Source organism: Pseudoalteromonas prydzensis, from assembly GCF_001661495.1.
GTDB lineage: Bacteria > Pseudomonadota > Gammaproteobacteria > Enterobacterales > Alteromonadaceae > Pseudoalteromonas > Pseudoalteromonas prydzensis.
The window spans coordinates 1-12,627 of the sequence record NZ_BDDT01000017.1 but is presented as its reverse complement, the minus strand read 5'-3'; the positions used below and the strand labels follow the sequence as shown (position 1 = coordinate 12,627).

The 12,627-nt window shown below is 41.4% G+C and carries 9 protein-coding genes and 8 tRNA genes; 14 read left to right on the top strand and 3 right to left on the bottom strand.

What is annotated here, in order from left to right; genetic code table 11:
* The first annotated feature begins 60 nt into the window (after positions 1 to 60).
* Positions 61 to 2,337, top strand: a complete 2,277-nt coding sequence (locus A7968_RS20010; RefSeq protein WP_064668303.1) for an acyl-CoA dehydrogenase — start codon at positions 61 to 63, stop codon at positions 2,335 to 2,337.
* 102 nt (positions 2,338 to 2,439) lie between these two features.
* Here A7968_RS20010 and A7968_RS20005 read toward each other — a convergent pair whose 3' ends face one another.
* Entirely contained in the window at positions 2,440 to 2,880 is a 441-nt protein-coding gene (locus A7968_RS20005; RefSeq protein ID WP_064668302.1) for a hypothetical protein, read from the bottom strand.
* A gap of 140 nt (positions 2,881 to 3,020) precedes the next feature.
* Positions 3,021 to 3,989 carry a cysteine synthase A gene (gene cysK, locus A7968_RS20000; protein WP_064668301.1) on the bottom strand — a complete coding sequence of 323 codons (969 nt, stop codon included), beginning with the start codon at positions 3,987 to 3,989 and terminating at the stop codon, positions 3,021 to 3,023.
* Positions 3,990 to 4,333: 344 nt separating this feature from the next.
* Here cysK and A7968_RS19995 point away from each other — a divergent pair, with 344 nt between their 5' ends.
* From A7968_RS19995 to A7968_RS19935, 13 genes are all read left to right on the top strand, one after another.
* Positions 4,334 to 5,485, top strand: coding sequence for a dicarboxylate/amino acid:cation symporter (locus A7968_RS19995; RefSeq protein WP_064668300.1), 1,152 nt, complete (start codon positions 4,334 to 4,336; stop codon positions 5,483 to 5,485).
* A 109-nt stretch (positions 5,486 to 5,594) separates the two neighbouring features.
* Positions 5,595 to 6,245, top strand: a complete 651-nt coding sequence (gene uvrY / locus A7968_RS19990) for a UvrY/SirA/GacA family response regulator transcription factor (RefSeq protein WP_016707677.1) — start codon at positions 5,595 to 5,597, stop codon at positions 6,243 to 6,245.
* A gap of 9 nt (positions 6,246 to 6,254) precedes the next feature.
* Entirely contained in the window at positions 6,255 to 8,078 is a 1,824-nt protein-coding gene (uvrC, locus tag A7968_RS19985) for an excinuclease ABC subunit UvrC (RefSeq protein WP_064668299.1), read from the top strand.
* 42 nt (positions 8,079 to 8,120) lie between these two features.
* A complete protein-coding gene (gene pgsA / locus A7968_RS19980) occupies positions 8,121 to 8,666 on the top strand; it encodes a CDP-diacylglycerol--glycerol-3-phosphate 3-phosphatidyltransferase (protein ID WP_064668298.1) in 546 nt (181 codons plus the stop codon).
* Positions 8,667 to 8,883: 217 nt separating this feature from the next.
* Positions 8,884 to 8,959 (top strand) — tRNA-Gly (locus tag A7968_RS19975).
* A gap of 30 nt (positions 8,960 to 8,989) precedes the next feature.
* A tRNA-Cys gene (locus A7968_RS19970) sits at positions 8,990 to 9,063 on the top strand.
* Between the two features lie 37 nt (positions 9,064 to 9,100).
* Positions 9,101 to 9,187: transfer RNA gene (locus tag A7968_RS19965), tRNA-Leu, on the top strand.
* Positions 9,188 to 9,277: 90 nt separating this feature from the next.
* A tRNA-Gly gene (locus tag A7968_RS19960) sits at positions 9,278 to 9,353 on the top strand.
* 39 nt (positions 9,354 to 9,392) lie between these two features.
* A tRNA-Leu gene (locus A7968_RS19955) sits at positions 9,393 to 9,479 on the top strand.
* Positions 9,480 to 9,608: 129 nt separating this feature from the next.
* Positions 9,609 to 9,684: transfer RNA gene (locus A7968_RS19950), tRNA-Gly, on the top strand.
* An 18-nt stretch (positions 9,685 to 9,702) separates the two neighbouring features.
* A tRNA-Cys gene (locus tag A7968_RS19945) sits at positions 9,703 to 9,776 on the top strand.
* Positions 9,777 to 9,813: 37 nt separating this feature from the next.
* Positions 9,814 to 9,900: transfer RNA gene (locus A7968_RS19940), tRNA-Leu, on the top strand.
* A 134-nt stretch (positions 9,901 to 10,034) separates the two neighbouring features.
* Positions 10,035 to 10,484 carry a hypothetical protein gene (locus tag A7968_RS19935; RefSeq protein ID WP_064668297.1) on the top strand — a complete coding sequence of 150 codons (450 nt, stop codon included), beginning with the start codon at positions 10,035 to 10,037 and terminating at the stop codon, positions 10,482 to 10,484.
* A 60-nt stretch (positions 10,485 to 10,544) separates the two neighbouring features.
* Here the strand turns inward: A7968_RS19935 and A7968_RS19930 are convergent, their stop codons facing one another.
* Positions 10,545 to 11,966: an alanine/glycine:cation symporter family protein gene (locus A7968_RS19930; RefSeq protein WP_064668296.1), complete on the bottom strand. Its 1,422-nt coding sequence runs from the start codon at positions 11,964 to 11,966 to the stop codon at positions 10,545 to 10,547.
* Positions 11,967 to 12,627 lie beyond the last annotated feature (661 nt).

The following is a 12,627-nucleotide window of genomic DNA, read 5'->3' as shown; positions in this document are numbered from 1 at the left end:
TATCAAAGGATCGGTCATAATTAAGCCAATGCATTTCAATAATTAATAAGGATAGTTTTCATGTCAGTATTTATCTTGTTACTGGTGGTAGTAATCGTTATTTTTGCGGTTAAAGATATCCGCTTAAACTTAGTTAGCCGCCCGACATTTAAAATGTTTAAAAGAGTGCTTCCGCCGCTTTCACAAACAGAGCGAGAAGCGATGGAGGCGGGCGACGTGTGGTGGGATGGAGAACTGTTTAGCGGTAATCCAGATTGGCAGGTATTGCACAGCTACCCAAAGCCAGAGCTTAGTGAGAAAGAGCGGGCATTTTTAGATAATGAAGTCGAAACATTACTGGCAATGCTTGACGATTATCAAATTGTACAAAAAGATAAAGACTTACCGGCAGAGGTTTGGGATTACCTAAAAACCCAAGGTTTTTTTGCGATGATCATCCCAGAAAAATTTGGTGGTCGGCAGTTTTCTGCAATCGCAAATTCAACCATAGTCGCTAAAATTGCCACTAAAAGCTTAACCGCAGCAGTCACTGTGATGGTGCCCAATAGTTTAGGCCCCGGTGAATTGTTATTACATTATGGTACTAAAGAGCAACAGGAGCGTTGGTTACCGAGTTTAGCTAATGGTAAAGATGTACCTTGCTTTGCACTAACGGGCCCTGAAGCTGGCTCCGATGCGGGCAGCATTCCTGATTCAGGGGTCGTATGTAAAGGTGAGTTTGAAGGTAAAGAAGTATTGGGTCTGCGTTTAAATTGGTCAAAGCGTTATATTACACTGGCACCTGTAGCGACAGTGCTAGGGCTTGCTTTTAAAATGTATGATCCGGACGGATTACTTGGTAAACACAAAGAGCTTGGTATTACCTGTGCGCTGATCCCCACAGATCATCCGGGAGTTGAAACCGGAGAACGTCATTTGCCACTAAATATGGCGTTTATGAATGGTACAACGTACGGTAAAGATGTGTTCATTCCGCTTGATTGGATCATCGGTGGTCAACAAGGGGCTGGGCGAGGCTGGCGCATGTTGGTTGAATGTTTAAGTGCAGGACGGGGGATTTCATTACCGGCCCTTAGTAGTGCAACAGGGCACTTATGTTCACGAATGACGTCAGCGTATGCCACAGTTCGGCAACAGTTCGGTGTTTCTATAGGTCAGTTTGAAGGTGTGCAAGAAGCGCTTGGTCGCATTGGTGGTTTAACCTATAGCCTTGAAGCATGTCGATTAATGACCGCAGGCGCCATTGATTTAAAACTAAGTCCGTCAGTGGTGACTGCCATCGCTAAATACCATATGACAGAAATGGGTCGTACGGTGATGAATGATGCAATGGATATTCACTCAGGCAAAGGAATACAAGTTGGTCCAAATAACTATTTAGCCCACGGTTATATGGGGATCCCGGTCTCAATTACTGTTGAAGGTGCTAATATTTTAACCCGTAACTTGATGATCTTTGGTCAAGGCGCAACCCGTTGTCATCCATTTGTGCTCAAAGAAATGGAAGCTGCGGCGATGGAAGATGATGATTTAGCACTCAAAGAATTCGATTCACTATTACTGCAACACATCATATTTGCTGCCACCAATGCTGGGATGGCATTCGTGCATGGTTTAACGCGCAGCTACTTTGCTAAATCGCCCGTGTGTGGTGCCACTGCAACCTATTATAAGCAACTCGGACGAATGAGCCGTGGACTTGCTTTTAGTACTGATGTGGCCATGTTAGTGCTTGGCGGTGAGCTTAAACGCAAAGAGATGATTTCAGCGCGCTTAGGAGATGTGTTAAGCCATTTGTATTTGGCATCTTGTGTATTAAAACGCTTTGAAGATGAAGGACGACAACAGGCTGATTTACCCTTTGTTAAATACGCTGTGGAGTTATCACTGTTCGAAATTGGCCAAGCATTTGACGGCTTCTTTAAAAACTTTTCGAACCCGGTTGTTAACTTTATCCTTAAACGTATCGTATTTCCGCTTGGTAACCATTACCAGCGGCCAAGTGATGAAATTGCGCAAGAAATTTGTGAGCATATGACGCAACCAGGGGTATTTAGAAATCGTTTAACCCATTTATGCCATGTTGATGAAAATGCAGGCACAGGGGTGATGGAAAATGCATTCATGGCCATGCATGACACTAGCGCTGCATTTAAACGGTTGAAAAAGTGGCAACGTGAGGGCACCCTTAATCGTAATCATGATATCGAGACGGCGATTAACAGTGCGCGTGAAAAACAGTTGATCACCGATGAACAAGCAGAAAAACTGCACGGAGCTAATAATTTACGTAAGCAAGCCATTGCTGTCGATAATTATAAAGCGGGTGAATTATAACTTTAGGGTAATTGATTTACGCTGAAATAAAGAAAGCCTTGCAGACGCAAGGCTTTTTGTTAATTAACCAGCGCTAAGCTAGTTTTGGTAATTATCTACTTTTTAACGTGCAAATGGATCGGCATTGATTTTATCAACATACCAATTGCCTTTTTTACGAACCATTTTTACACTGCGCATATCGTCAACTTTATTACCATTGAATTGGCCAGTAAAAATTAAGTTGATATTTGCGGTATCTCCGTATTGCTCCCTTAAGCTCATATTTGTCATATCGACTTCAATGACGACATTATCGTATTGCATGTTGACTAAATTACGAGCAAACTGCTTTGAGGTGCCATACGATTTCATGATCCGCGCCATTCTTGGCGTTGCCATGGTACTGGCTTTATTAAGATCTTGTTCGTTGTAAAGCGTATCAAAGAACAGTGCTGCGCTATTTCCAGGGGTATTTTTCTCACCTTTTGGTGCATTGTCACCACCGCAGCCGTTCAGTAGTAATAAAAATGTAGCAGTAAACAGAGTTATAAATAATTTCATTAGATAAATAGACTTATTAGTGATGATTTAGTGTGTGACGAAATGCGGCAGATGTAAAGTTTACGGTATGAATTAGTGATGTTAGTGCAATAAATAATAAAAAAGGATGCATTTAGCATCCTTTTTAAAGGTAAATACAATTATTGCACAAGCTCTTGTTCAGAAAACTCTTCAGCAAAAAGCGGGCTTGATAAATAACGCTCTGTTGCACTTGGTAAAATAACCACTACGTTCTTACCTGCATTTTCAGGCAGTTCTGCAATACGCTTTGCAGCAACAACCGCAGCGCCCGATGAAATACCGACTAAGATACCTTCGTCTTTCATCAGTTTGTGAGCCATTTCAATGGCTTCTTCATTTGAAACAAGTTCAGCGCCATCAATCACACTAAGGTCTAAGTTGCCAGGAATGAAACCTGCGCCAATACCTTGAATTTTATGAGGGCCAGGTTTAATTTCTTCACCCGCTAACGTTTGACTGATCACTGGAGAGTTTGTTGGCTCTACAGCGATTGATTTAACATCAAGGCCTTTTTCAAGTTTTAAATAGCGACTAACACCCGTAATGGTACCACCCGTGCCAACACCTGCGACGAAGAAATCAACGTTACCGTCAGTTGCTGCAAAAATTTCAGGGCCGGTTGTTTCAAAGTGAATTTTTGGGTTCGCTGGATTTTCAAACTGTTGCAATAGGATGAACTTTTCAGGATCGCTGGCTTGAATTTCTTTTGCTTTTTCAATTGCTCCATTCATCCCTTTAGCGCCATCGGTTAATACTAAATTAGCACCTAATGCTTTTAGTAATTTACGACGTTCAAGGCTCATGGTGTTTGGCATAGTAAGTGTTAACTTGTAACCACGTGAAGCAGCTACAAATGCAAGCGCAATACCTGTATTACCTGATGTTGGCTCAATTAATTCTTTATCTTTTGTCAGCTCACCTGATTTTTCAGCTTCCCAGATCATTGATGCACCGATACGGCATTTTACACTAAAACTAGGGTTACGGGATTCAACTTTAGCAAAAATATTACCAGTAGTGACACGGTTTAGTTTTACTAATGGTGTATTACCAATACTGAGTGAGTTATCTTCAAAAATTGTAGACATAATGTTCCCTTAGGTGCAATTTATTCAATCGGGACCGATTTTATGCAATCGATCTGTAATAATGACACTTTACTGTTGAATTAAAAAAACTAAAGTAAAGTTTGGCTATAAGATATACCCAAACGACTTATAGTTGAATGAAATAAAAACAGCTTAACGTTCACATGCACTAGATCATACTGAACAAGGTATAGCATATTATAATGGCTAAGAAATTAGGCTGGGTGTTTAATGATAAAAATGATGGTATTTTGTGCAAACAGGCTGCTATTAATCGGTTTTATGATACAAGTAATTAAAAACATGTTAAAACCACATCCACCAAAATTTATAAAGTGATCACAATGACATTAATCTTAAAATTAATTGCCGGCATATTGGGCGGTATTTTAGTGGGCTTGTATGTTCCACTGACTGGAGTTGAGCTCCTCTACACAGTAAAAGAAATAATTGGCCAGTTGATCACTTTTACGATTCCGTTAATTATTTTGTTCTTTATTGCCTCTGGTATTGCTGGTTTACCGAAAGGGTCAGGCCATTTATTGGGTAAAACAGTCGGCTTTGCATATGGCTCAACAATTATAGCTGGTACTTTAGCTGTGTTGGCTGTCAGCGCTATTATTCCATTATTTGATGGCGGTTTAACCTTTGAAGCCGAAGTTGCGACTGAGGTAGCCAGTTTTATCGATTTAGAAATTCCACCACTTATGGGTGTGATGACTGCACTTGCAACGGCATTTGTATTCGGTATTGGTATGAGCCAATTGCAACTAGAAACACTGAGAAAAGTATCAGATCAAGGTCGTGACGTAATTGATGGTTTATTAGCGAAAGTCATTATTCCAGCATTACCTTTTTATATCGCAGGTGTATTTGCTGAAATGACAGTGGCAGGTACTGTTGTCGATACCTTACAAACATTTGGTGTGGTACTCATTGCAGCACTTATTATGCATTGGCTTTGGTTAAGCATTTTATATATTGGTACTGGGGTATTATTAAAGCGCAACCCGATTGAGTTAATTAAAAATATGCTCCCAGCCTATTTTACCGCATTAGGGACTATGTCTAGTGCGGCAACAATTCCTGTATCGCTGCGTTCGAGCAAAGCAAATAATGTAAAAGAAGATGTAGCTAACTTTACTGTACCACTGTGCGCCACTATACACTTATCAGGTTCAACAATTACTATCGTTACATGTGCGATGGCGGTAATGTTTTTATCACCTAATATGGATGTTCCTTCATTATTCGGTATGTTGCCATTTATCATGATGCTAGGTGTGGTGATGATTGCAGCACCTGGTGCACCGGGTGGCGCTGTAATGTCGGCATTAGGTTTGTTAACCAGCATGCTAGGATTTAATGAAGGTGCCGTGGCGTTAATGATCGCGCTTTACCTTGCCCAAGACAGCTTTGGCACTGCTTGTAATGTGACCGGTGATGGTGTAATTGCATTGTGGGTAGACCGCTTTAGTGAAAAAGCGTCTTCTTAAATTTAGTTATCCGAAGCGATATTTGAGTTATCGTTTCGGGCTTTCTGTGTTAGTGTGCTGTATTAAATTGTCACAATGACATGCTGTTAGGTTATATGAGGGTGTCCCATTGATTAATGTACTTTTAGTTGATGACCATGAGCTCGTACGAACGGGTATCAAACGTATTTTAGATGATGTTCGTGGGTTTAAAGTAATTGGTGAAGCTAAAACAGGTGAAGAGGCCGTGCAATTTTGCCGTCAACATTCTCCTGATATTGTGCTAATGGACATGAATATGCCAGGTATTGGCGGACTAGAAGCGACTAAAAAGATTTGCCGCTATTGCCCAGACGTGAAAATCATCGTGCTAACTGTGCATTGTGAAGATCCATTCCCAAGCAAAGTGATGCAAATTGGTGCCCATGGTTATTTAACCAAAGGCGCAGGCTCTGACGAAATGGTTAATGCTATTCGCGCAGTAAATGCGGGGCAACGTTATATTGCACCAGAAATAGCGCAGCAAATTGCTTTAGCACAAGTAACTGGTCGTACAGATGAAAGCCCATTTCAGAGTTTATCTGAGCGCGAATTACAGATCATGCTAATGATCACCAAAGGTGAGAAGGTGCAAGATATTGCTGAGCGCCTTAATTTAAGCTCTAAAACAGTGAACAGCTATCGTTATAGAATGTTTGAAAAGCTCAATGTTGGTGGTGATGTTGAACTTACCCATTTAGCGATTCGCCATAAGATGATTGACATCGACAGCGCCCATTAGCCTTGCCCCATGGCAGAATTTGATCACGCCCATTTCTTAAAAACACTATCAAGCGATCCAGGCGTTTACCGGATGCTTGATAGTGACGACAACGTTATTTACGTTGGTAAAGCGAAAAACCTTAAAAAACGTGTTAGCAGCTATTTTCGCAGTAACGTCACCGACGGTAAAACGCGTGCCCTGGTTAGTAATATTAGTGATATTGATATCACTTTAACCAATACTGAAACCGAAGCTTTACTGCTTGAAAATAATCTAATAAAAAAATACCAGCCTCGTTACAACATATTACTGCGTGATGATAAATCCTACCCTTATATTTTGTTAACAGCACATAAACACCCGAGACTTGCATTTCATCGTGGCAGTCGCAAAGTAAAAGGCGAGTACTTTGGGCCATTTCCAAGTGCTGGCGCTGTTTCTGAAAGCTTGCGGTTAATGCAAAAAATATTTCCAGTTCGTCAATGCGAAGATGCGTATTATCGTGCTCGTAGCCGGCCATGTTTACAATTTCAATTAAAACGTTGTTCCGCACCATGTACTGGCGAAGTTAGCGATGATGAATATAGCCAGCAAGTGGATTTTGTGAGGAAGTTTTTAGCGGGTAAATCCCATGAAGTTATTGCTGCACTCATTACTAAAATGGAAGCAGCTAGCCAAGCACTGCAGTTTGAACTAGCGGCGAAAGTACGCGACCAAATAATGCTGCTGCGGAAAATGCAAGAGCAACAGTCTATCTCAGGTAATTATGCTGAAATGGATGTGGTCGGCTTTGCTCATCTCAATGGTCTTAATGGTATTCACTTATTGATGATCCGCGATCATAAAGTGCTTGGTAGTAAAACTTACTTTCCTAAAGTACCCAAAGACTCACAGCAACAAGAAATACTATCATCATTTCTTGGTCAATATTATTTAGCGCCAGGTGCGACAGGGCGCATAGCAAAAGAAGTGATTTTACCCTTTGCGATTGATGAAGCTGATGTACTGGGTGAGGCGTTAAGCCAAGTAAGCGAGAGAAAAGTCACTTTAAAAACAGTAACACGCGGTGAGCGCGCGAAATACTTGCAGCTCGCTAATAAGAATGCGCTTAATAGCATTACCGTAAAGCAAAGCACTCAAGATTCAATTAATAAACGTTACGCGCAGCTTAAAGCAACGCTCGGTCTTGATGATATTAGCCGCATGGAATGTTTTGATATTAGCCATACCATGGGTGAAAACACGGTAGCAAGTTGTGTGGTATTTGACTCCCAAGGGCCTAACAATAAAGAATATCGACGCTTTAATGTGACAGGGATCACCGGTGGCGATGATTACGCTGCAATGGAGTTTGCATTAAACAAACGTTACAACAAGTTAGTAGATGAAGATAAAATTCCAGATGTAATTTTTATCGATGGCGGTAAAGGCCAGTTATCACGCGCTGAGCAGTACTTCTCAACTTGGCCGCATGCAAAAATGCCGTTACTAGTCGGTGTAGCAAAAGGCACCAGCCGTAAACCTGGGCTTGAAACGCTGTTAATCGATGGGGGTCGTAAAACCATTCCAATGGACTCAGACGCCCCAGCACTGCATCTCATTCAGCATATCCGCGACGAATCACATCGATTCGCGATTGCTGGGCATCGTAATAAGCGTCAAAAACAACGTACACAATCACTATTAGAAGAGATAAGTGGAGTAGGCTCAACACGCCGCCAAACATTATTAAAATTTTTAGGGGGCATGCAGGGAGTAAAAGCTGCTAATATAGACCAATTAAAGCAAGTACCCGGGATCAGCTCTGACATGGCTGAGAAGATATTTAACCATTTGCATGACAAGGGCTAGCCCTTCATGCGAATATAGAAAAAAAGACATCCTCAAGTAGTTATGTGGAATATTCCAAACACACTCACAACATTTAGACTTTTTCTTATCCCCATTTTCTTGGTGGTATTTTACTTGCCTTACTCATGGGCTTTCTTTGCTGCTGCCTTTATTTTTTGGCTAGCCTCAATCACTGACATTCTCGATGGCTATTTAGCGCGCAAGCTTGAGCAGTCTACGCCTTTTGGTGCATTCTTAGACCCTGTTGCTGATAAAGTCATGGTGTGTACGGCATTGGTTGCGCTGGCGAGTTATTATCAATCAATGTATATGACTATCCCGGCTTTAATTATAATAAGCAGAGAAATTGTGATATCAGCATTGCGTGAATGGATGGCTGAGCAAGGCAAACGTGGCAATGTAGCTGTATCCAATATGGGCAAGTTTAAAACGGCTGCACAAATGTTAGCCATCATTGGGCTTATTTGGCAGTACGATAGCTGGATGATGTATTTAAGTTATGCCTTATTGTACATTGCGACCTTCTTAACGGTGACTTCTATGCTGCAATACTTGATAGCAGCGTGGTCTGAATTGACTAAAAATTGAGTCTAAACGTATAATAACGCACCGTTTTAGATAAAAAATAATCAAACAGTTCAAAACTAGCATTTTTTGTATTGACGCGTTTAATAATCTCTGTAGAATGCGTCCGTGTTGAGAGGGCATAGCCCCTTAGATAAACCAAGTAACACAAGTTGAGTTGCTAGAATGTCATACCGCGATATAGTCGCGCGCCGACATATTAACAACTTACAAGTATTAAGCGGCACTAGCTCAGTTGGTAGAGCGCGACCTTGCCAAGGTCGAGGTCACGAGTTCGAGCCTCGTGTGCCGCTCCAGTTTATCTTAAAGGCTAACCCAGATGTTGGGGCGGAATGGCAGAGTGGCCATGCACCGGATTGCAAATCCGTCTACCTCGGTTCGACTCCGGGTTCCGCCTCCATTTCAACACTCCACATGCTTTAAATAGCAAACTCGATGCCCGAGTGGTGGAATTGGTAGACACAAGGGATTTAAAATCCCTCGACTAACAAGTCGTGCCGGTTCAAGTCCGGCCTCGGGCACCACTTTGTGGTTTAGTTACACCGCCAAATGTAACTTATAAAAACTATATTACATAAATTCGTTTATGTGATTTTATTTAGAATTAATATGATGCGGCACTAGCTCAGTTGGTAGAGCGCGACCTTGCCAAGGTCGAGGTCACGAGTTCGAGCCTCGTGTGCCGCTCCATATTAGTTTTATCCACTTGCTTTAAATAGCAAACTCGATGCCCGAGTGGTGGAATTGGTAGACACAAGGGATTTAAAATCCCTCGACTAACAAGTCGTGCCGGTTCAAGTCCGGCCTCGGGCACCACTTTTAATTATTTACCAAAATAATTAAAAGCTGATAAAATAAATTTTATTTTCGGCACTCGTCCAGTTGCCAGAATGTTTTACTGCGCTATCGTCGCACATTAACATGCAAATTACTGACAAAGTTTATGCGGCACTAGCTCAGTTGGTAGAGCGCGACCTTGCCAAGGTCGAGGTCACGAGTTCGAGCCTCGTGTGCCGCTCCAAATTATTTGATATATTTAGGCGGAATGGCAGAGTGGCCATGCACCGGATTGCAAATCCGTTTACCCCGGTTCGACTCCGGGTTCCGCCTCCAAATAATTACTCCACACGCTTTAATTAGCAAACTCGATGCCCGAGTGGTGGAATTGGTAGACACAAGGGATTTAAAATCCCTCGACTAACAAGTCGTGCCGGTTCAAGTCCGGCCTCGGGCACCACTTTATCTTTCCTATTTTTAATTTTCTTATCCAAAACCATAATCTACGTAATTAATCTAATTCAAATAAATCATCTAGCTAGCTATTTTTGATATACACTTAACCTTCATTCATGTTTGAAAGGATTAACGGGTATGGATAATTTTAAACAGGGTCTCAATCAATTTTGGGTTGGTGCTGTTTTTGGTGTTTGCTTAGCCTTGTCGCTGATATTAATTCCTCTAGCAATCGTTATGTCTACGGTTAATGATGTCCTCAAAATTCAAGAAGTCAGTACACTTGTAACGCAAGTGAGTCAGATGGTCGAAAACACTCAAGATAAATTAGCTGCTACAAAGCAAAAGCTTGTTTCATTTTCTTTTATAGATGTTGATAAAACAACATTGCTGAAAGTGATCAGTACAGTTCAAGACTATCAATTACAAGCTCACACATCACTCTCGCAGACACAAAAACAGGCATTGCGCGAGCAATTGCAAGAAAAGCTGCAACAAGAGCTTTCGCAAACACTGAGCTCAGAGCAGCGTGCATTAGCAGTAAAGTTGTTTAACCGTTTTGTGGCAACTGAAACTGAAGAGAATTAATCATATAGCTAAGATCAAAAAAGGGAGCACCTAGGCTCCCTATTGATTCATATAAGTGCTTTAGCGTTTATGCCAAATACCTTTTGGTATCGTTTTATCAAGCTGCTGATGCTGAGTTGGGTCGAAAGTAGGCAACTTACCTGCTTTACGTTGTGCGGTATAATCATTAGCAAGCCAGATCACTACGCCAGATAACATAAACAGTGCAATCACATTCACTATTGCCATTAAACCCATTGAAATATCGGCTAATGTCCAAATTAATCCTAACTCACTCACAGAGCCAAACATCACCATAGCAAGAACAATCAGACGGAATATAAGCATACCGTGTTCGTGATTGTGCTCTAAAAACAGTAGGTTGGTTTCAGCGTATGAATAGTTGGCTACAATCGAAGTAAAAGCAAAGAACAATATCGCAATCGCTACAAACACCGCGCCCCAACTGCCAACGTGTTCTTCAAGTGCGGCTTGTGTTAAGGCAATACCCGTGACACCAGAATCAGCTACTAATTGATCAGATAATAAGATCAGTGCAGCGGTTGCACTACATATAACAACAGTATCAATAAATACCCCAAGCATTTGCACATAACCTTGTGATGCTGGATGTGGTGGGTTTGGTGTGGCTGTAGCCGCCGCATTAGCTGCGCTACCCATACCCGCTTCGTTTGAGAATAAGCCCCGTTTGATACCTTGGATCATCGCTTGCATAACACCATAACCAATAGCACCGGCACCGGCTTGCTCTATTCCAAATGCACTATTGATAATACGCATAAACACAGTCGGTAATTCTGATGCATTCATTGCACACACATATAATGCAACAAGTAAGTACGCTAAGGCCATAAATGGTACAACCATTTCAGCAAAACGTGAAATCGTTTTTAAGCCACCAAAAATAATGATCCCAGAGCCTGCGACAAGCACTAAACCAACAACATAGTTTGGAATGTCAAAAGCGACTTTAAATGCAGCAGCGATAGAGTTTGATTGCACAGCATTGAATACCAAGCCAAATGCTAAAATCAAACAGAGCGAGAAAACCACACCCATCCAACGTTTGCCTACACCGTACTGCATATAATAAGCAGGACCGCCACGGAAGTTACCGTGTTCATCGCGTGTTTTATAGGCTTGTGCCAAGGTGCTTTCTGCAAAACTGGTTGCCATACCTATTAATGCAATTAACCACATCCAAAAAATAGCACCTGCACCACCTAAATAAAGTGCTACGGCAACACCGGCCATATTACCTGTACCAACACGGGCTGCGAGAGAAGTACAAAATGCCTGAAAAGAGGAAATGCCATCTTTATCACATTGGCGAGAGTTAAACATGACTTTAATCATGTGAGGGAATTGCAAAAATTGAATGAACTTGAGTTTAATGGTGAAGAACAGACCTGCTGCTATTAATAAGTAGACAAGAATATGACCCCAGAGCAGCCCACTAATACTATTTATTATATCTATCATGTTATATGCCTAATGAACGAGTTTATAAAACAGCGAGCAACTTACCATAAGCGAAGCGGATAGTTTAGTGGAACAATGAAAAAAGCCAAGTTATCCACAGGGTTTTGTGGGTAACTTGTAACTATCTTTTGTGTAACGTGAGGGCAAAAATTAAATACAAAAAATGTCATAAAAACGCTTGCGTAAAATCCGCGGCGCCCTATAATGCGACCCCACTGAGACGGCAGAGCAGGCAACGCTTAGCGGGGCACGAGCTACTTAGTAAGTCGAGTAAAACTTGAGTTTAGATTTTTTAGAAAGTTTAAAATTAAGTATTGACAAAAAAATAGGAAAGCGTAATATGCGCAGCCCTAGCGAGATAAAGTTTAACTTTAACCGCAACGTTCTTTAACAATATAAAGCAATCATCTGTGTGGGCACTCGTACAGATTGAGTTCTAACAGCCGAGCTTAGTTCGCTAAGCAAGGCAAAAAATTTAGAGTCTCAATTGAAACTGAGTGACCAACAGAAGTAACTTATTTATAAGTTGCTTCGGCACAGTCAATTCAATATCGAAAGATATTAAATAAATTCAGAATTCATTGAGCTGTCGAAAGACAAAAAACTTTTAATTGAAGAGTTTGATCATGGCTCAGATTGAACGCTGGCGGCAGGCCTAACA